Origin of the sequence: Mesorhizobium sp. M7A.F.Ca.US.005.03.1.1, from assembly GCF_003997975.1 — a bacterium.
Taxonomy (GTDB): Bacteria; Pseudomonadota; Alphaproteobacteria; order Rhizobiales; family Rhizobiaceae; genus Mesorhizobium; species Mesorhizobium ciceri.
The window spans coordinates 1-18,684 of record NZ_RZRO01000119.1; the positions used below are offsets into that span (position 1 = coordinate 1).

An 18,684-nucleotide genomic window follows, 5' to 3' on the forward strand; every position below is an offset into this window, starting at 1 on the left:
GGTCGAGGTGGTGTTCGTGCCGCCGGGAAAGCCGCTGCCCGCCGATGCCGGTCTGGTGGTCATTCCAGGCTCGAAGTCGACAATCGGCGATCTCTTGAAATTCCGCGAGAACGGTTGGGATCGCGACCTTCTTGCGCATCGCAAGCGCGGCGGCCATGTCGTCGGTATCTGCGGCGGCTTCCAGATGCTCGGCCGTATGGTGCGCGATCCCGACGGCATCGAAGGCAGCGTCACCGAAGCCGAAGGGCTCGGACTGCTCGACATCGAAACGGTGATGGAGCCGGAAAAGACGGTGCGCAACGTCAGGGCCCGTTCGGTGCCGTTCGACCTGCCGCTCGAAGGCTATGAAATCCATCTCGGCCGCACCACCGGGCCGGATACGCTGAGGCCGTCTGCAGTCATCAATGGCATCGATGACGGGGCAGTGTCGGCCGATGGCAAGGTGATCGGCACCTATATGCACGGTCTGTTTGGCACCGACGGCTTTCGCGGAAGATTCCTCGAAAGCCTCGGCATCAAGGGCGGCGGCATCGACTACCGAGCCGAGGTCGAGCGGGCGCTGGACGAGGTCGCAGCCGAGCTGGAGACCCATCTCGACTGCGACGCGATCTTTGCACTGGCGCGGTAATTCGCGGTTGGCTCAGCCCTTGTCGCTTGCCTTCGGCCAGTAGGTGCCGAAGGACCAGACGTTGCCTTCCGGGTCGCGGCAGATGAACTCGCGGCTGCCATAGTCGCGGTTGGTCAATTCCTGGATGATCGTGGCGCCGGCCTTCCTGGCCTTGGCATAGGCGGCATCGGCATCATCGACGGCGATGTAGATCGACTTGCCGCCGCCTGAGCCAGGTTCGCCGACCATCTTGCCGTAGTCGTCGTCGCGCGCGGTGCCCAGCATGATCATCGAAGAGCCGAAAACCAGTTCGGCATGGTGCACGACGTCGCCTTCGCCATAGCGGGCCCGGACGCCGAAGCCGAAGGCTTCGCCCAGCCAGTCGATCATCTTTGCCGCGTTCCTGTAGCGCAAGGCGGGGTAGAGGCGGGGCGCTTCGGGGGGGGGCATGTCGATCTCCTTCAGCGGGGTTGGTCGATGCCCCACTGTGGGTAAAGGCCGTTCCGGCGTCTTGAAGAAATGTTACCTGGCCGAGATTCCGGTTGGTGTCTCGCCGGCGAGGTCGCGGAATTCGCGCACCAGATGCGCCTGGTCGGCATAGCCGCAATCGGCTGCGATATCGGCCCAGTCGACGGCCTGCTGCCTCGACAGGCCGAGCGCGCGGTTGAAGCGGACGATGCGCGACAGTGTCTTGGGGCCCATGCCGATGGCGTTGGAAAAACTGCCGGCGAGATGTTTGCGGCTCCAGCCCAGCCTTTCGGCGATCGATGCAATGCGGGTCCGGCCGCCGGATGTGATGATGCGGTCATAGGCCCAGGCGATTTCAAGTGGCGTCTCGGCGGCATTCTCGAGACGGGCGGTGACGAAGGCTTCGGCCATGTCGAAACGCGTCGTCCAATCCGGCGCATTGCCCAGCCGTTCACGCAGCGCCAAGCCCTGAGCGCCAAGCACGTCGTCGAGGACGACCATGCTGTCTGTCAGTTCGCTCATCGGCAGGCGGAAGAAACGGTGTGCGCCAAGCGGCGTGAAGTTGACCTGGACGCAGCAGGCGCCGCCGAAGGATTCGATCACCACCGGTCCGGCAAAGAGGCCGGCGGCGAAACTGGCGAAGCGGTCATTGTCGCCGGGGGCCTTGCCGAGGCCGATGGCGAAGGGTTCGGCGAAGCTGATGACCAGCGGTACGGTGAGCGACGCATATTCGACGTTGCGCATATGGCCGGGCGCCATTTCGCGATAGCCGCAAATGTCCGACACAATGCCCTGAAGTCGAGGATCGGGCAGGCGCCGGCGCATCTCAAACCGCCCGGCGACGGACCGGTCCTGCTCTTGCTGGGGTTGCATCTTGACTGGCATCGGCCATCCTCGCGCCAGTCAAATCTAACAGACCCAGGGCCGGAATCAAAAGCGCCCGGCTTTTGGCCGGGCGCTCCTCGTCCCCACTTCAAGGGAAATGGTCAGGCGCCGCGCATCAAGCAACCGGCGGCGAGTACGATGTAGGCGATGAGAACAATCCACACCGATGCGATTGGAATGAACGCAAGAATGCCAAGCGCGGCGAGAATGCCGATGATGGCGATAACAAGGGAAATGATGAAAACAATCTGGGTAGGCGCGCTGAGATTCATGTCTGGCTCCTCCAACATGATTCGAACAGCCTCATTCTATCAGGGCGTGTAGTCACACACCAATCATGACACGCAGTGGGTTGGCCGGGTCGGCCAGCAGCTTCACCGCCAGTGCAAGGCAGACGATCACCAGCAGCGGCTTGATCAGTCTTGCGCCGATGCGCATGGCCAGGCTGGCGCCGACGCGAGCGCCGAGGAACTGGGCGACGCCCATCATCAGGCCGATCTTCCAGTAGACGACGCCGAAGGCCGCGAAGACGATGAAGCCGCCGATGTTGGAGGCGAAGTTGAGCAATTTGGTATGCGCCGTCGCCTTGAGCACGCCGTAGCCGGCAAGTGCCACGAAGGCCAGCATGTAAAAGGAGCCGGCGCCCGGTCCGAACAGGCCATCGTAGAAGCCGATGGCGGGCACCAAGGTCAATCCAAACAGGAACGGCGACAGGCGCTCGGCGCGGTCGACATCGTTCATGTTGGGCTTGAACGCGAAGTAGAGCGCGATGGCGATCAGCACGATGGGCAGGGCAGCCCGCAGTATGTCGCCCGGCACGATCGTCGCCAGCAAGGCGCCGATGGCGCTGCCGACAAGGGCCAGAAGCGCCGACGGCAATTGCCGGCGCAGGTCGACATGCCCCTTCGACGCGTAGTGGATGGTCGCCGAGCCCGAGCCGAACATGCCTTGCAGTTTGTTGGTGGCGAGCGCCTGGACCGGCGTGAAGCCGGCAAGCAGCAGCGCCGGCACTGTGATCAGCCCGCCGCCGCCGGCGATCGAATCGACAAAGCCCGCGGCAAAAGCGGCGAAAGCGAGCATGGCGACGGTCTGGATGCTAAGGTCGATCATCTGATGTATGGGGGTGTCCGGCTGGCTGAAATATCGGGCGTTCGACCACGGCCGCCCTGTTTGCGCAAGATCGATTCCGCGCTACCTCTATCCCAGCGCATCGCGCCTGGATTGTGTTTGTGTAGTTAACCCGGAAAGAGGCTCCTGATGGCATTCGCATTGCTGGACCAGATACGTCAGATATTCGACGGCGACCCCGGCGTGCGCAAGGTGGCGGACGATCCGGTCCTATCGGCGGAACTGCTGATGCTGTTTCGCATGATCCTGGCCGACGGGTCGGTCAGCGAGAGCGAAATGGTTGCCTTCCGGCGCATCTGCAAGGATGCCTTCGGCATTCCGGAAAGCAGCATCGACAGCGTCATCGAATATCTCAACGAGTTCGGCTACGAGACCAATGGCTCGCAGGCGATTGCACTGTTCCGCGATCTCGACGTCGAGCGGCGCCGGCAATTGGCCAAACATATGGCGGAGATCGCCAAGGCGGATTCGCAACTGGCCGAGAGCGAGATCCGCCTGCTGCGCCGCACGCTCGACCTGCTCGATATCAATCCGGTCGATGTGGTCAAGACGCAGGAGTGATCGGGCCGCCTTCTCTCCTGATCAGCCTTGCTCCCGCAGCCGCTCCGCGATCGCCCGGTGCAAGTCAGGGGCGGCGGTGACAAGCGCCTTGGCAGCCTCGGACTGCGGGTGGTCGAGCACTTCGCTCGTCTTGCCGCGCTCGACGATCTTGCCGTCATGCATGACCAGCACCTCGTCCGTGATGGCGCGGGCCACGGTCAGGTCGTGGGTGATGAAGAGGTAGGCGATGCCGAGCTTCTGGTTGAGCTCTGCGAACAGATCGAGGATCTGGGCGCGGATCGAGACATCGAGCGCCGAGACCGGCTCGTCGGCAACGACCAGCTTGGGGCGGGTGATGATGGCGCGGGCGATCGACAGGCGCTGGCGCTGGCCGCCGGAAAATTCATGGGGGTATTTGTCCATGTCGCTGATGCCGAGGCCGACTTCGTGCAGGGCATGCGCCACCATCTCGCGGCACTCGGCGCGCGTCGGCTTTTTCTCCAGCACATGCAGGGGTTCGGCAACCAGTTTTTCCACCTTCTGGCGCGGGTCGAAGGAGCCATAGGGATCTTGAAAAACGACCTGCATATCGCGTCGCGCCGGCTTCAGCTCGGCTTCGCTCTTGCCGGTTATGGTCCCGCCGCGGAACCGGATCGAGCCCGATGTCGGCCGATCCAGCGCCAGGATCATGCGGGCGAGCGTCGACTTGCCGCAGCCGGAGCGACCAACCAGTGCCACTGACTGACTCGGCGCCATCGACAGCGAGACGTCGTCGACGGCGCGGATACCAGGCGCGCGCTTGAACATCGAAGTGCGCCGGCCGGGATAGTCGCGGGTCACGCCCTCGATCTGAAGCAAAGGGCGGCCCGTCTCGATGCCATGGAGCCTGGCGCGCGCCGGCACATGCATCGAGGCCTGCGCCAACTGGCGCGTGTAGGGGTGGAGCTGTTCGGATAGCGTGCGTGCGGTGTCGCCGGCTTCCATCACCTCGCCGCGGCGCAGGATGGTGATGCGGTCAGCCATCTCGGTCACCACGGCGAGGTCATGCGAGATAAGAAGCAGGCCCATGCGGCTCTCCGCGACGAGGTCGCGCAACAGATCAAGGATTTGTGCCTGCAGCACCACGTCGAGCGCCGTCGTCGGTTCGTCGGCGATCAGCAGCTTCGGCTTCAGCGCACAGGCGATGGCGATGACGACGCGCTGGCGCTGGCCGCCCGACAGTTCGTGCGGATAGCGCGACAGCGGGAATTTCGCTTCGGGCAAGCCGACACGGTCGAGCATTTTTCGCGCCCGGTCTTCGGCCTCGGCGCGGCTGGCCCTGGTGTGCCAGCGTATGCCTTCGGCAACCTGTTCGCCGATGGTCTTGACCGGATTGAGCGCCGTCATCGGCTCCTGGAACACCATGCCGATGTCGTCGCCGCGCAGCGCGCACATCTGGTCCTCGGTTGCTGCCAGGATGTCGATGCCGTCGAATGTGACACGTCCGCTGGCGCGCGCGGCATGGGGCAGAAGCTGCATCACCGTCAGCGCGGTCATCGATTTGCCGGAACCGGATTCGCCGACCAGCCCCATCACCTCACCGGCCGCGACGGAAAGCTCCACACCCTTGAGGATCTGCGTGTCGCCGATGGTCAGCGACAGGTTCTCGATGTCGAGCAGGCTCATCGCTGCCGCCGCGATTTCGGATCGAGGATGTCGGCGATGCCGTCGCCCAGGAGGTTCAGCCCCAGCACGGCGACAACGATCGCCATGCCCGGAAAGATCGCCATCCATGGCGCCACCACCATGCGGGTCTGCGCGTCGAACAGCATGCGGCCCCAGCTCGGCATTGGCGGTTGCGCACCCAGGCCGAGATAGGAAAGCCCGGCCTCGGCCAGGATGCCCAGAGCGAACTGGATGGTGCCTTGCACCAGAAGCAGCGTGGCGATGTTGGGCAGCACATGTTCGATTGTGATCTGCGTGCTGCTCTTGCCGGCGGCGCGTGCGGCGAGAATGAACTCGCGCGGCCAGATCGCCAGCGCGCCGGCCCGGGCGACGCGCGCAAAGACCGGGATGTTGAAGATGCCGATGGCGATGATGGCGTTGACGGCGCCCGGTCCGAAGATGGCGGTGATCATGATCGCCGACAGCAAAGCCGGGAAGGCGAAGACGAGGTCGTTCAGCCGCATCAGCGCCTCGTCGACGAGGCCGCCGCGTGCCGCGGCAAAGGCGCCGAGCGGCACGCCGACCCCCATGCCGATGCCGACCGCGACCAGCGCCACGGCAATCGAATTGCGGGCGCCGACCATGACCATCGACAGGATGTCGCGGCCGAAATGGTCGGTGCCGAACCAGTGCGCCAGCGAGGGCGCTTGCGTCTTATCCGATATCACCAGTTTCGTGACGTCATAGGGCGTCCAGGCATAGGAGACGACAGCCATTGCCAGGATCAGCAGGGTGATGACGAAACCGGCAACGAAGGCGGTATTCCCGAACGCCTTGCTCAGGATGCTGCCGAACGTCTCTTCTGATATGTCGATGTGCAGTGTCATTGCCGGCTTCTCAGGCGCGGATCGACGACCGCATAGGAAAGGTCGACCAGCAGATTGACGGCGATGACGGCGGCGACCAGCAGCATGACGACGCTTTCGACGACGATCAGGTCGCGCTGGGTGATGGCCTGGAACACCAGCCGGCCGAGGCCGGGCAGATAGAAAACATTCTCGATGATGATGGTGCCGGCAAGCAGGAAGGCGAACTGCAGGCCCAGAATGGTCAGCACCGGAATCATGGCGTTGCGCAACGCGTGCCGCCACAGCACAGCTCGGTAGGGCAGACCCTTGGCGCGGGCGGTACGGATATAGTCCTCGTTCAGCACCTCGATCAGCGCCGAGCGGGTGACGCGCGCCAGAATCGCGGCTTGCGGCAAGGCAAGCGCCAACGCCGGCAGCAGCAGCGACTTCAAGGCTGGCCAGACGCCGGCACTCCAGCCGGGAAAGCCGCCAGCAGGAACCAGCCGCAGCCAGACGGCGAAGACATAGATCAGCATCAGCGCGAACCAGAAATTGGGCACGGCGACGCCAAGCTGTGCGGCGCCCATGGAAATCGTATCACCGGCCCGTCCACGCCGGCTGGCGGAAAACAGGCCGACGGGAATCGCGATGAGGGTGGAGAGCGCAAGCGCAATCAGCGCCAGCGGCAGCGAGACGGCCAGCCGCTCGCGCACCAGATCGATGACCGGCACCGAATAGGTGTAGGAGCGGCCGAAATCGAGGCTGAGCAGGCCGCCCGTCCAGTGCAGATAGCGCCAAGCCAGCGGCGCGTTGAGGCCCATCTGGTTGCGCAGCAACTCGACCTGGTCGGCACTGGCATTCATGCCCAGCATTAGCCGCGCCGGATCGCCGGGCAGGATCTCCAGGACGGCGAACACCACCATGGAAGCCAGCACCAGCGTGGCGATGGCGATGGCGAGGCGTTTTAGGAGGTAGGCGGTCATGGAAGGTGAGGGATCACTCGCTCCACTTCACCTTGGTCAAATCATTGGCCTGGATCGGGGCGTTTTCCCACAGCCCTTGCAGGTTGGCGTCCCAGACGCCGATCTTCGGCAATTCATAGAGGAAGCCGACCACCGCATCGTCGGCCAGGATCTTCTGCGCTTGCCCCAGCAATTCCTTGCGCTTGGCTTCGTCGGAGGTGACGCCGAGATCGGCAATCACCTTGTCGAAGGCCGGGTTGTCGTAGTTGAAGTAATAATCCTTGCGCGAATAGATATCGATGTCGTTGGGCTCGGTGTGGGAGACGATCGTCAGGTCGTAATCCTTCTTGGTGAACACCTGGTCCAGCCACTGTGCCCATTCGACCGGAATGATTTCCAGATCGATGCCAACGTCGCGAAGCTGCGAGGCGATGATTTCGCCACCGAGACGGGCATAGGTGGGCGGCGGCAGTTTCAGCGTCGCCTTGAAGCCGTTCTCGAGGCCTGCCTCTTTCAGCAATTCCTTGGCCTTGGCGACATCATGCGGGTAGCGGCCGGTGAGGTCGACATAGTCCTTGTTGGCCGGCGACATATGCGAGCCGATCGGCTGGCCGAGGCCGGCCGAGGCGCCGTCGATGATGGCCTTGCGGTCGAGCGCGTAAGAGATCGCCTGCCTCACCTGCAGCTTGTCGAAAGGCGGCTTCTTGTTGTTGATCGACAGGATGGTCTCACCCTCGGTCGCGCCGATCACCACCTTGAAGCGCGGGTCGTCCTTGACCTGGGCGACGCTGTCGGCATCGAAGAACGGGAAAGCCTGGATGTCGCCCGAGAGCAGCGCCGGCACATAGGCCGCGGCATCCGGCACGATGCGAAACTCGGCCTTGTCGAGCGACGCCGGCGTGCCCCAGTAATTGTCCGATTTGACCAGCGTGATCGACGATCCCTTGGCCCAGCTCTGGAACTTGAACGGGCCGGTGCCAATCGGTTTTTCCTTGTTGGTGTCGGCAGATTCCGGCGCCACGATCACCGCGTCGCCCCAGCCCATATTGTAGAGGAACGAGCCCTGCGGGTTCTTCAGCGTGACCTTGACGGTTGCCGGGTCGACCACGTCGACCGTGTCGATGGCGGCGAACAGCACCTTTTGCGCGTTGACCGAATTGTCGGCGCGGGCACGATCGAGCGAGAATTTCACGTCGGCGGCATCGAAGTCGGTGCCGTCATGGAATTTCACGCCGGTGTGCAGCTTGAAGGTGTAGACCTTGCCGTCATCGGAAATGGTCCAGCTTTCGGCCAGATCCGGCAGCACCTCGCCATTCGGCCCGATGCGCGTCAGGCCTTCGAACACATTGGCATAGAGAACCTCGTCGATCGCTGCGGCGGCACCGGCGGTCGGATCGAGATGCGGGGGTTCGAGCGGAATGCCGATGACCAGGTCGGTTCGCGCGGCGAACGCAGAGGTGCCGGCGGCCAGCGACAGCACCGCGGCCGCCAGAATGGTTATCCACAATTTCATCGTGCAACTCCCCATGCGTTCAGACACGTGCTCGAACCCGAGTGATAGAAGCGTGATTTCGCCACGGAGTAAATTGCGTTTCGTTCTGCCCCTTGGCGTGGCCGGGAATGTTTTTATCCTGGCGACCGCATCGGCAGTCGAAGCTTGTCGCGGTGCGCACCTTATCCCGTGGCTGTGCCGCGCAGCAGCACGTTGAGCCCTATCGCCATCACCTTGGCCGATTCCACCATGTCCGATATGCCGACCCATTCGTCCGGCCGGTGGGCGAGGTCGAGAATGCCAGGCCCATAAGCGATGCAATCATAGATATGGCCGATGCGAGCTATATGCTTCTGGTCATAGGTGCCGGGCGAAATGACATAATCGGGTTCGCGGTCGAAGATCGCCATGATGCCTTGCGCAACCGCCTTGACCACCGGCGCGTCGCGCTCGGTCATCAGCGGCAGCACTTCCATCAGGTCGCGGATTTCATAGTCGAATTTTGTCCGCTCGCGTTTCAACCGGTCGAGAATGCCGGTCACTTCACCTTTGACGGTGTCGAGATCTTCCTCGAGCAGGAAACGGCGGTCGATGGTCATCCGGCAGGAGTCGGGCACGTTGGGCGACGGCAGGCCGGGCCGGAAATCCTCGGTCTGGCCGCCATGGATCGAATTGATGTTCATGGTCGAGCGTTTTGCTCCTTCGGGCACGACCGGCATGCGCGTCATCTTGCGGTCGAGCGCGGGAAACAGTTCGTCCTCGAAGGCCCGCAGCACGGCGCCCATGTGGCGCACCGCATTGTCGCCGAGAAACGGCATCGAGCCGTGCGCGATCTCCCCCTTGGTCTCGATCTCCGCCCACCAGACGCCACGATGGCCGAGGCAGATGCGGTCCTTGTTCAGCGGCTCGGGAATGATGACATGGTCGACCCTGGGTTTTGAGAAATAGCCGAGCCTGGCCAGATGCGCGACGCCGCCGAAGCCGCCGGATTCCTCGTCGACGGTGCCGGATATTTCGATGGCGCCGGGAAAATCAGGGAAGACTTCCAGGAAGGCCTCGGCTGCGATGATAGAGGCGGCAAGACCGCCCTTCATGTCGCAGGCGCCGCGGCCATAGACCCTGCCGTCCTTGACGATGCCGGCGAAGGGATCGACGGTCCAGCCATCGCCGGCTTCGACCACGTCGACATGCGAGTTGAAGTGGACGCAGGCGCCTGATGATCTCCCGTCGAAACGGGCAACGACATTGACGCGCGGGTAGCGGTCGGTGTCGCCGGGCGTGCCTTCGGCGCGGATGAACTCGGTCTCGAAACCGCTCTTCTTCAGCCGCGCGCCGAGATATTCGGCGCATGGCCGGTAGGCCTCGCCGGGTGGATTGATGGTCGGAAAACGGATCAGCTCGGCGGTCAGCGCGACGACGTCGTCGCGCCTGTCATCGATTGCCTGGAGGAGTCGCTGGTTCATGCGCAGAGTTGAGCAGCGATCCCAGCGATTTTGCAAGCCCGCCGGCGATCAAGCCGGTGCGGCGTGTCGTTGCGGCAACTATTGCGGGAAATCGTTCAAATTCGCTGCTTTGGATTGGCGAATTGGTCAAGGTGTGTGTGTTAGCCCGTGCATCTGCCATTAAAAAGATGAAAAACAATCAGGCAGGCAGGTTAGGGGCAATCAAAGGGGTTTGATCGCATGAAAAAGACAGTTCTCATGGCAACCATGTTTGTTGCAATGCTGTTCGGTGCTTCGGGGCAGGGCTGGGCAGCCAGCCTCGTTGCAAATATAGACGTGTCGTCGCAGACGATGACCGTCAGATATGGCGCGTCGGTTTACCGGTGGAGTGTCTCCACCGCCCGCACCGGCTACTTCACGCCGCGCGGCACCTATCGGCCGCAGCGCACGGCCAGGATGTGGTATTCGCGCAAATACCATATGTCGCCGATGCCCTATTCGGTGTTCTTCCATGGCGGCTATGCCATCCATGGAACCGGCGCCGTCAGGCAGCTCGGCCGCCCGGCGTCGCATGGCTGCGTGAGGCTGCACACGGCCAATGCCGCCACGTTCTATTCGATGGTGCGGGAAGTGGGTTTCGGCAACACGCGCATTGTCGTCACCAACTAAGGCGGTTCAGGTTCGCTGTTGTCTGCTGGCGCTGGGCTAACCCCACGCCAGCAGCTCTGCCTAAGCGTTTGGGACCGCCTTTGCCTGCGGTCGCTTTCGACGCCCGCCGCTGATCTCCCACCTTTTGTGGAACCACATCCACTGGCCGGGATCTTCTCGCACCCAGCGCTCGACGACGTCGTTGAGACGCTGGGTGGTGGCACGGACATCGACGCTGCCGTCAGCGGTGCGCGGCAAGGTTAACTTGTTCTCGATTTCGAGCCGGAAGCGGTTGCCTGGCAGCCTGACGCAGCGCGCCGGATAGACGTCGCAATCGTAGTGGCGGGCAAGGGTGGCCAGCACGCGATTGCTCTGGCAGGGACGGCCGAAGAATGTCGTCTCCAGTCCATTGGAGAATTTCTGGTCGACAAGGATGCCGATGTTGCCGCCGTTCTCCAGAACCCCGGCCAGGGCGAATGACGCGCCCGCCATGGATGGCAGCAACGAGCCCATGGTCGAGCGGCGCGTCGAGAGGATGTAGTCGGCGAGATAGGGATTGTTAGGCGGGCGAAACAGCGCAGTGATGTTCATGCCGAAAGTCGCGGCCGCCACCGGCAGCAATTCGAAATTACCGAGATGACCGGTGAAGACGATGTGCGGCTTCTCTTCGCTGGCTATTTCGACGAAGTGGTCAGCTCCCTTGACCTCGACGCGGCCGGGCTCGCTGGCCGCGGGGTCGTAGTCGAAGAGGGCGTCGAGAAAGATGTATTCCGCGGCCAAGCGAGCCATGTTGCCCCACATGTCGGAGGCGATCGCCTGGATCTCGGCTTCGCTCTTTTCCGGATAGGCCTTGCGCAGATTGTCGACGGCGACCTGATGGCGTCCAACCCGGGGGCCGACCAGGCGAGCGACGCGGTCGGCGAAATTCAGCGCACTGTCGGCCGGCAGCAGGCGCAGGACCCAGATGATCATCATCGCTGCCCGCGCCACCAGCCAGTAATTGAGCTGGCGCAGTTGCCTGCCGTAACGAAATTTGAGGTCCCGGCGGAACTTCTTGAATACAGAGGTCAAGGCTCTAGCCGACGCGCAGGATGATCTTGCCGAAAACGTCGCGGCCTTCCATGCGCTTCAGCGCGGCGTCGATACCGTCGAAGCCGACTTCGGTGTCGATGACGGGTGCGACTTGTCCCGCCGCCATTTTCTGCATGGCGTTGGCCATGTTTTCCATGCGGCAGCCAAAGGAGCCAAGCAGTTTCAATTGCTGCTGGAACAGCTGCATCAAATTGATCTGCGTCGACACGCCGGAGGTCGAACCGCAGGTCACCAGGCGGCCGCCACGCTTCAGGCACAGCATCGAGGCGGCGAATGTGTCGGCGCCGACATGTTCAAAGACGACGTCGACGCCCTTCTTCTTGGTCAGCTTGCGCACGACGCCCTCGAAACGGTCGTCGCGGTAGTTGATGACATGGTCGGCGCCGAGCGCCTTGGCCTTGTCGATCTTGTCGTTGGAACCGACCGTAGTGATGATCGTGCAGCCCATCCGCTTGGCCAGCTGGATGGCCGCCGAGCCGATGCCGGATCCGCCGGCATGGATAAGGATGGTTTCGCCGGGTTGAAGCCTGGCGTTGTCGAACAGCATGTGCTCGACGGTGCCGAAGGTGACGGGCGCCACCGCCGCGCCGATGTCGGTCACGCCGGGCGGGGCAGGGACCAGCAGGCGGGCCGGCAGGTTGATCTTCTCCTGCGCGAAGCCGTCGAGATGGAAGCCGTGAACGCCCGAAACATGTTCGCAGAGGTTGTCGCGGCCTTCGCGGCAGGCTCGGCAGAGGCCGCAGGTGCGCGCGCCATAGATCGACACCAATTGTCCGGGCAGCAGGCTGGAAACGCCGGGGCCAACCGCCTCGACCTCGCCGGATGCCTCCGCGCCGACGACCAGCGGCAGCTTGCGCTTGGCGAAGGCCATGCCGCGCCAGCCCCAGACGTCGATATGGTTCAGCGCTACTGCCTTGATGCGCAGCGTGACTTCGCCGAGTGCCGGCGGTGGAGGAGGCGGCAGGTCCACCGTCTCAAGACGGCGGTCCTCTATAAGTTGCAATGCGCGCATGGGGCCTGTCGGTTCAGTCTGGCTGAAAAAGGTCGCTTAGACCGGTTCCCGCGCCATGACAAGGCAAGTGTTCTGGCCGCCGAAGCCGAAGGAGCTCGACAGAACGGTGCGGACTTCGGCGTTGCGCTTCTTGTTCGGCACCACGTCGAGCACGATCGCGGGGTCGGGATTGTCATAGTTGATGGTCGGCGGAATGACGCTTTCGCGCATCGTCATCAGCGAGAAAGCCGCCTCGACAGCGCCCGCCGCCGACAGCGTGTGACCGATCATCGATTTGTTCGACGAGACCGGCATAGAGCCGATCCGCTCGCCGAACACCGTCGACAGCGCCAGATGCTCCATCTTGTCGTTTTCGGGCGTCGAGGTGCCGTGGGCATTGACGTAGTCGATCTCGTCTTCACCCAGTCCGGCATCGACGAGAGCGGCGCGGACCGCGGCGATGGCCGGTGAAGCGTCCGGTTTGGAGCGGGTGCGGTGGAAGTCGTCGGCCTTCTCGCCGCAGCCGCCCAGGACGCCGAGAATAGTCGCGCCGCGAGCCAATGCCGTCTCAAGCGATTCCAACACCAGCGCCCCCGATCCCTCGGCCAACACGAAGCCGTCGCGATCCCTGGAGAAGGGTTTCGACGCCTTTTCGGGGATGTCGTTGTGCGTGGAGAGCGCCGAAAGCAATGAGAAACGGATCAATGCCTCGGCGGTCGCGGAACCGTCCGCGCCGATCGACAGCGCACGGTCGCATTCGCCGCGTCGGATCGCCTCGACACCGAGCTGAATCGCGGTGGCGCCTGAAGCGCAAGCCGTCGACAGCGTGATCGGCAGACCACGCGTGCCAAGGCGATCGGCAAGGCGGCCGGCGATCGAACCGAACTGGGTGGTCTCGAAAATATCCAGCTCTTTCAAGCTACGCGCGACCCGAAGCAGTCTTTCGGCGGCGGTGTCATCCTTGTCCTTGTCAGAATTGTAGAGCGAGAAGCGCTCGGCCCAGTCGAGTTCGACTGGCGGCGATGCGAGGAAGAGCGGTCCGCCGAAATCGCTGGAATCAAGACCGGCTTCGCTCACCGCTTCTAAGCCCGCCAGCTCGGCTAGCTCATAGGTGAGTGGGCTGGCGCCTTTCGAACTCGACGGCAGGAAATCGACCATGCCGGAGATGCGGGTGTTCAATTGATCGATGGGAAAGCGGGTGATCGGGTGAATGCCCGACTTGCCGGAGGTCAGTGCCGCCCAATTGTCTGATTTGCCGACGCCAAGCGAGGTCACCACGCCGATGCCGGTGACGGCGACGATCGGCCTGCCCATGTGATCTCTGAGATTGGCCATCCGGGAGCCCTCTTATCGTTGCAGCATGGATCGTGGAGCCGCGTTACGCGGCATTGACCAGCGCCATGCCCTCGAATTGGTGATAGCCGATCGCCGTTGCAAGGACGGATTGGGGAACGCCTTCGAACGGCGTCTCGGCTGCGGCATCAAAAACAGGATAGGCGGCCTTGCGGTCGACAGCGAGTGCCGCCAGTGCCACAGCGAAAGGAAACTGTGCTTCCTTCATGTGCCCGGTCAGCGTCGAGAAGCCACGCGCGGCGATCGCCGGATTGGCATCGAGCGCTGCCTTCTCGGCTGTTGTCGCCGCATGCGCCCCCGATGCGCCCGACAGGGTCAGCAATTTGCCGTTCGGCAATGCAGCCTGCTTGAGCAGTGCGGCGATCTCGGCGTCGAGTTCTCCCCGTGGCCGCCGGGCGCGGCCGGAGACGACCGGTCCAAGTTCTGCATAGATCTTGCGGCCGCGGCTCATCGCGTGTTCGCGCTGCTCCAGCACCAGGAAGGCGCCGCCGGAGCCGGTCACGACGCCACCGCCCTCAGTGCCCTGTCTTTGCCAAACCGGCTTCCATGGGCCGCGATGCAGATAGCCGGCGAGTTCATAGCCGAGCAGCATATCGGAATGTTCGGTCTGGAAGGCACCGCCGACCAGGATATGCGTCGACTGACCCGAGCGGATGCGTGCGGCGGCCGTTTCAACCGCGGCGACACCGGCACCTTCCTCGCCCATGAAGGTTCTGGACGAACCGGTGACCTTGTGGACGATGGAGATGTTGCCGGCGAGCAGGTTGGACAATTGGGCCAGAAACAGTGTCGGGCGCAATTCGGTGGTCAATTTCTCGTTGAGCAGTACATCGCGGTCATTGCGGCTTTCCGAAGCGGCGAGAATGGCGGCATCGACCGCCTCGTCGCGCTCGCCGCCGCCCGCCGCCACAACCATGTCCATGGTCGCGCAGAGTTCGTCATTGCCCTTGATGCCGGCGTCGTCCAGTGCAAGGCCGGCAGCATAGGTGCCGAGCCTCTGCCAGGTTTCCATCTGGCGCTGATCGCCACGCTTGGCGATCTGCAGGTTCCAGTCGATCTCAGGCAGCGGATGGACAGTATAGGGTGCAAAGCGCGTCGCTTCGAGCACCGGCTGCGGGCCCGGTTGCGCGAGCTTCTGCCAGTGGGCGTCAGGACCTTCCCCCAGCGAGGAGACAAGGCCGATACCTGATATGACGACGTCGCGGGGGCTGCTCATGTGCGGCTTTGTGGGTCAGGCGGCAGAGCGCGTCAAGATCGTGCGCTCAACTGACGTCAGGCAGTCTTGGCGGCGACCAGCGCGTCGATCTTGGCGCACAGGTTCTTCATGACGAAGTAATCGTCGGTCGAAGCCTTGCCGTCATTGACCTCCTGGGTCCACTTTTCCAGCGGCACCTTGATGCCGAATTCCTTGTCGATGGCAAAGACGATGTCGAGGAAATCGAGGCTGTCTATGCCGAGATCGTCAATCGTATGGCTCTCGGGCGTGATGGTGTCGATATCGATCTCGCTGGTGTCGGCAATGATCTTGGCGACTTTGTCGAACGTGGTGGACAAGGGCTTTTCCTTCGGTTGCGGGCGGAATCTGTCCGCATCTTGTTTGGGCGCTGTCTAATCGGTTTTTTCCGGCAGGAAAAGGCCTGATACGCCGGGCGCAGATGGGTAGGGTTCCTTCGAAACGCAAGAAGGGCCGCCGGTTTACCCGGCGGCCCTTCTGTTGACGCAACGTCAGCCTTATTTCGATGCGTGTCGTTTTTCCAAAAGCGGAACACTTTTGGCGACATGCATCAGCTGTCGCGAAGCTTGACCAGATCGTTCAGCAGCCCGCCCGTTCCGTTGTGGACGGTCAGCCGCTCGACCTTGCCGGCGATGGTTTCCAGCGCCTCGAGCTCCTTCAACCGCAGCATCACCGGGTTTTCCGCCATCACCCTGGCCGTGTTGAGGAGGGAACGGGTCGCGTTCGTCTCCTCGCGGCGACGGATGATGTTGGCCTCGGCCTGCTTTTCGGCCGACACCACCTGGTTGAGGATCTCGCGCATCTCGCCCGGCAGGATGACATCCTTGAGCGCGATATCGCTGACCTCCACGCCGATCTCGGCCATGTCGGCGCGGACCTTGGCTGCCGCTTCCTCATCGATCGTCACCTTCTTTTCGAGGACCTGATCGAGTGTCAGCGCGCCAAGCGTCTTGCGGAAGGCATATTGCAGGGCGCGGTAGAGGGCTTCGGAGAAGTCCTTCACCATGCTGACCGCCTTGACCGGATCGACGACCCGGTATTCGGCTGCGATGTTGACGCGGATCGTCACGCGATCCTTGGTCAGCACTTCCTGCCCGGCAACGTCGAGCGACTGGCGCTTGAGGTCGACGACCTTGATCTGCACCATGCGTCCGACGTTCCAGAAGCCATGCACGCCCGCCGTCAGCGTCCTGACCAGGACACCGTCGATGAACAGCAGTCCGGCCTGACCATCGACGACCGGATGGACGGACATCAATTCCGCCTTCCGGGCCTGGCCGAGCCGGCGCATGATCGCCGCATCGATGGCGAGATCGACTGACGTGTCGATCAGCGTCACCTTCCACGGGCCGGCATCCGTCCACAGCACGAGCTTGCGGTCCGGTGCCAGCACGGCGTGCAGATTGCCGTCACGCTCGATGACGGCGACATCCGTGCGCCCGGTGCGAACGACGGTGAAATGACGCGCGGCCACATCCGGAAGCTTGTCGAACAACGCCTTCTCGTATGCCGAAACGAATTCCGGGTTCTTCAGATCGTGCCGAGACACTTCGAGGCTGCCGCGCCGGTTGGCGAGCCAGTGCTCGCCCGGCAGCAGGACAGCCTTGATCTCCCCCTTGTGGAGGGCGAGGGCACGTTCGTTTTCCCTTACGAAGACGCGCTCGCGCCCAAGAACCTTGTCGAGAATGGTCATTGTCTTACTCCTGTCGGGCATGGCCCCATGCGAGGCGTCACGTCATGCGTCGATCTTCCCTTCGTTTCTCGTTTCACGTCGTCTCTTGCGTCGTAGCCCGGGCACGAATGATCCGGGGACTGGTGGCATCGAGCCGTGGCGGGCCTTCGGGAGCGGATCGCGGGGCAGCGAAGCGGGCGCAGGAGGCCTTAGCCTCCCTTGCCGGCGACACCGCGCCTTGATCGTCACCGCGGGCCTGGCCGCGAGCCGATGGCGAAAGACGCTTGGGATGATCCGCGCCCGAAGGCTTGGGTCACCCGTCCAGTCTTTCGCATTCCAGTCCCCGGACCGTTTTTCGGATGGCTTTTCAAGGCCAATGGAGAAGGAATCGAACCTTCGACAGTCAGATTAACAATCTGATGCTCTAACCAAACTGAGCTATCCGTGGTGCAGATGAAGGGACTCGAACCCACAACCTCCGGATTATGTCCGGCGCTCTCCCAGTTGAGCTACATCCGCGATCCCAATCCCCAAAGCGGCGCCGTATACAGGGCGGCAATGCCGCCTGCACGGGCGGAGACGAAAGCTCCAACCGTTGTGCTCGCTTCGGTTCTCGTGACCGGGAGCGCGCCTATAGCCCCTGCGACGGGTTGTCGCAAGCGGCATTGTCACGGCGAATTTGCGGCTTCTTTCAACGGTGGCATTTCAGCAACACCGCTTTCGGCGTCAGCGATCGCGCAGCACGCTCAGAAGGTGACGCGGCCGAGCACGCGCAGGCCATCGCCTTGCGGCTCGACGACGACGGCCTCACCTTCGCGCGGTGAGATGCCGGTCAGTGCCACGATGTCTTCCAGATGGGTGACCATGACCAGATTGTCGGAGCCGGAATAGGCGCGGATTTCCTTCAGGATCGCAGCGATCTGCGCGGCCTTCTGCGTCTCGTCGCCTTTCAGGAGATCGAGCGGTGCAAAGAGTTCGGGGTCGGCCTCGAAGGCGATGCGGGCGGTGTCGAGGCAGCGGCAATAGCGGCTGGACAGCACGCGCTCGATCGGTGCCGCCCGAGCGGCAAACAGAGCGCCGATCTTGCTCGCCTGCTGCTTGCCGCGCGCCGACAGGTTCATCTGGGTGGCGCAGCTGTCGATGTCGAAATTGGCCGGATCGGTGGTGCCGGTGACCATGGCATGGCGCAGCAGCACGACGTGTCCGCCATCGCGCAGCAGCGCCCAGCCTGCATCCGTGGCGTGCGCCACGCCGGGAACAACAAGCAGGAACAACGCCAAGGCAAATCGAATCATCCGCTATCCTTCTGCGGTTCCCGGCAAGGGGTTCCGGTGGCAGGACATATAGGGACGGTAAAGCCGGCCGAAAGACAAGGCGCGGTGGGCGAGAAGCGTAGACGGTGAGAGGGATGGCATGGTGTAGCCGGCTTCGGTAAAACCCTGCTTGGCGTTCTCGAAGAATCCGATCGCCTTTTGATATTCGGCCTTGCCGCCGCCATAGCTGGCCCGATTCCAGCTGACATCCCCGAGATTGTTCTGCGCGAAGGCCATTGCATCGGAAGGCTTCCCTGGTGAATACCTTCAGCGTCGCCGTGAATGCGGCCTCGATCGGTGACGCTGCGCGCGTCGCTTTTCGTCTCGGCAACTGCAAGCGCGATCGCGGCAAGACAAAGCAGTGC

20 protein-coding genes, 2 tRNA genes and 1 pseudogene are annotated in these 18,684 nt (G+C 63.0%); 4 read left to right on the plus strand and 19 right to left on the minus strand.

Going from position 1 to position 18,684, the window contains the following annotated elements:
• Positions 1-628, plus strand: a pseudogene (locus tag EN990_RS31010) (cobyric acid synthase CobQ); the annotation flags it as partial.
• Between the two features lie 12 nt (positions 629-640).
• On the opposite strand, the gene EN990_RS31015 reads toward EN990_RS31010, so the two are convergent.
• From EN990_RS31015 to EN990_RS31030, 4 genes are all read right to left on the minus strand, one after another.
• Positions 641-1,057: a VOC family protein gene (locus EN990_RS31015; protein ID WP_127388503.1), complete on the minus strand. Its 417-nt coding sequence runs from the start codon at positions 1,055-1,057 to the stop codon at positions 641-643.
• 72 nt (positions 1,058-1,129) lie between these two features.
• Positions 1,130-1,960: an AraC family transcriptional regulator gene (locus tag EN990_RS31020; protein ID WP_127369210.1), complete on the minus strand. Its 831-nt coding sequence runs from the start codon at positions 1,958-1,960 to the stop codon at positions 1,130-1,132.
• Positions 1,961-2,061: 101 nt separating this feature from the next.
• The gene (locus tag EN990_RS31025) at positions 2,062-2,232 is read right to left on the minus strand and encodes a hypothetical protein (RefSeq protein WP_127369211.1); all 171 of its coding nucleotides are present in this window, start codon (positions 2,230-2,232) and stop codon (positions 2,062-2,064) included.
• A 52-nt stretch (positions 2,233-2,284) separates the two neighbouring features.
• Positions 2,285-3,070 carry a TSUP family transporter gene (locus EN990_RS31030; protein WP_127369212.1) on the minus strand — a complete coding sequence of 262 codons (786 nt, stop codon included), beginning with the start codon at positions 3,068-3,070 and terminating at the stop codon, positions 2,285-2,287.
• A 147-nt stretch (positions 3,071-3,217) separates the two neighbouring features.
• Between EN990_RS31030 and EN990_RS31035 the strand changes: the two genes are divergently transcribed.
• Positions 3,218-3,649 carry a TerB family tellurite resistance protein gene (locus EN990_RS31035; RefSeq protein WP_064993702.1) on the plus strand — a complete coding sequence of 144 codons (432 nt, stop codon included), beginning with the start codon at positions 3,218-3,220 and terminating at the stop codon, positions 3,647-3,649.
• 21 nt (positions 3,650-3,670) lie between these two features.
• Here EN990_RS31035 and EN990_RS31040 read toward each other — a convergent pair whose 3' ends face one another.
• The 5 genes from EN990_RS31040 to EN990_RS31060 all read right to left on the minus strand — a co-directional run bounded on the left by EN990_RS31040 (position 3,671) and on the right by EN990_RS31060 (position 10,037).
• On the minus strand, positions 3,671-5,293 hold the full coding sequence (locus tag EN990_RS31040) for a dipeptide ABC transporter ATP-binding protein (protein WP_127388504.1): 1,623 nt from the start codon (positions 5,291-5,293) through the stop codon (positions 3,671-3,673).
• The gene (locus tag EN990_RS31045) at positions 5,290-6,159 is read right to left on the minus strand and encodes an ABC transporter permease (protein ID WP_013531216.1); all 870 of its coding nucleotides are present in this window, start codon (positions 6,157-6,159) and stop codon (positions 5,290-5,292) included. Before EN990_RS31045 ends, EN990_RS31040 begins: the two co-directional genes overlap by 4 nt.
• On the minus strand, positions 6,156-7,103 hold the full coding sequence (locus tag EN990_RS31050) for an ABC transporter permease (protein ID WP_013531217.1): 948 nt from the start codon (positions 7,101-7,103) through the stop codon (positions 6,156-6,158). Before EN990_RS31050 ends, EN990_RS31045 begins: the two co-directional genes overlap by 4 nt.
• Positions 7,104-7,116: 13 nt before the next feature.
• Positions 7,117-8,595: an ABC transporter substrate-binding protein gene (locus EN990_RS31055; RefSeq protein WP_013531218.1), complete on the minus strand. Its 1,479-nt coding sequence runs from the start codon at positions 8,593-8,595 to the stop codon at positions 7,117-7,119.
• Between the two features lie 161 nt (positions 8,596-8,756).
• Entirely contained in the window at positions 8,757-10,037 is a 1,281-nt protein-coding gene (locus EN990_RS31060) for an acetylornithine deacetylase/succinyl-diaminopimelate desuccinylase family protein (protein ID WP_013531219.1), read from the minus strand.
• An 8-nt stretch (positions 10,038-10,045) separates the two neighbouring features.
• Between EN990_RS31060 and EN990_RS31065 the strand changes: the two genes are divergently transcribed.
• Both EN990_RS31065 and EN990_RS31070 read left to right on the plus strand, forming a co-directional pair.
• Positions 10,046-10,252, plus strand: coding sequence for a hypothetical protein (locus EN990_RS31065; RefSeq protein ID WP_127384794.1), 207 nt, complete (start codon positions 10,046-10,048; stop codon positions 10,250-10,252).
• A gap of 4 nt (positions 10,253-10,256) precedes the next feature.
• Positions 10,257-10,685 (plus strand): L,D-transpeptidase, encoded by a 429-nt coding sequence (locus tag EN990_RS31070; protein WP_013531220.1) that lies wholly within the window; start codon positions 10,257-10,259, stop codon positions 10,683-10,685.
• Positions 10,686-10,745: 60 nt separating this feature from the next.
• Here the strand turns inward: EN990_RS31070 and EN990_RS31075 are convergent, their stop codons facing one another.
• From EN990_RS31075 to EN990_RS31120, 10 genes are all read right to left on the minus strand, one after another.
• Entirely contained in the window at positions 10,746-11,735 is a 990-nt protein-coding gene (locus EN990_RS31075; RefSeq protein WP_013531221.1) for a lipid A biosynthesis lauroyl acyltransferase, read from the minus strand.
• 4 nt (positions 11,736-11,739) lie between these two features.
• A complete protein-coding gene (locus tag EN990_RS31080) occupies positions 11,740-12,768 on the minus strand; it encodes a zinc-binding dehydrogenase (protein WP_013531222.1) in 1,029 nt (342 codons plus the stop codon).
• Positions 12,769-12,804: 36 nt separating this feature from the next.
• Positions 12,805-14,082, minus strand: coding sequence for a beta-ketoacyl-ACP synthase (locus EN990_RS31085; RefSeq protein WP_013531223.1), 1,278 nt, complete (start codon positions 14,080-14,082; stop codon positions 12,805-12,807).
• Positions 14,083-14,125: 43 nt separating this feature from the next.
• Entirely contained in the window at positions 14,126-15,316 is a 1,191-nt protein-coding gene (locus tag EN990_RS31090) for a beta-ketoacyl-ACP synthase (protein ID WP_024501277.1), read from the minus strand.
• A gap of 56 nt (positions 15,317-15,372) precedes the next feature.
• Positions 15,373-15,654, minus strand: coding sequence for an acyl carrier protein (locus tag EN990_RS31095; RefSeq protein ID WP_010909964.1), 282 nt, complete (start codon positions 15,652-15,654; stop codon positions 15,373-15,375).
• Between the two features lie 230 nt (positions 15,655-15,884).
• Entirely contained in the window at positions 15,885-17,027 is a 1,143-nt protein-coding gene (locus EN990_RS31100; protein ID WP_164766187.1) for a slipin family protein, read from the minus strand.
• A 352-nt stretch (positions 17,028-17,379) separates the two neighbouring features.
• Positions 17,380-17,449: transfer RNA gene (locus tag EN990_RS31105), tRNA-Asn, on the minus strand.
• A gap of 2 nt (positions 17,450-17,451) precedes the next feature.
• Positions 17,452-17,525 (minus strand) — tRNA-Tyr (locus tag EN990_RS31110).
• Positions 17,526-17,752: 227 nt separating this feature from the next.
• On the minus strand, positions 17,753-18,301 hold the full coding sequence (locus EN990_RS31115) for a histidine phosphatase family protein (protein ID WP_064993694.1): 549 nt from the start codon (positions 18,299-18,301) through the stop codon (positions 17,753-17,755).
• Between the two features lie 3 nt (positions 18,302-18,304).
• Positions 18,305-18,556, minus strand: a complete 252-nt coding sequence (locus tag EN990_RS31120) for a hypothetical protein (protein ID WP_024501274.1) — start codon at positions 18,554-18,556, stop codon at positions 18,305-18,307.
• Positions 18,557-18,684: the final 128 nt, after the last annotated feature.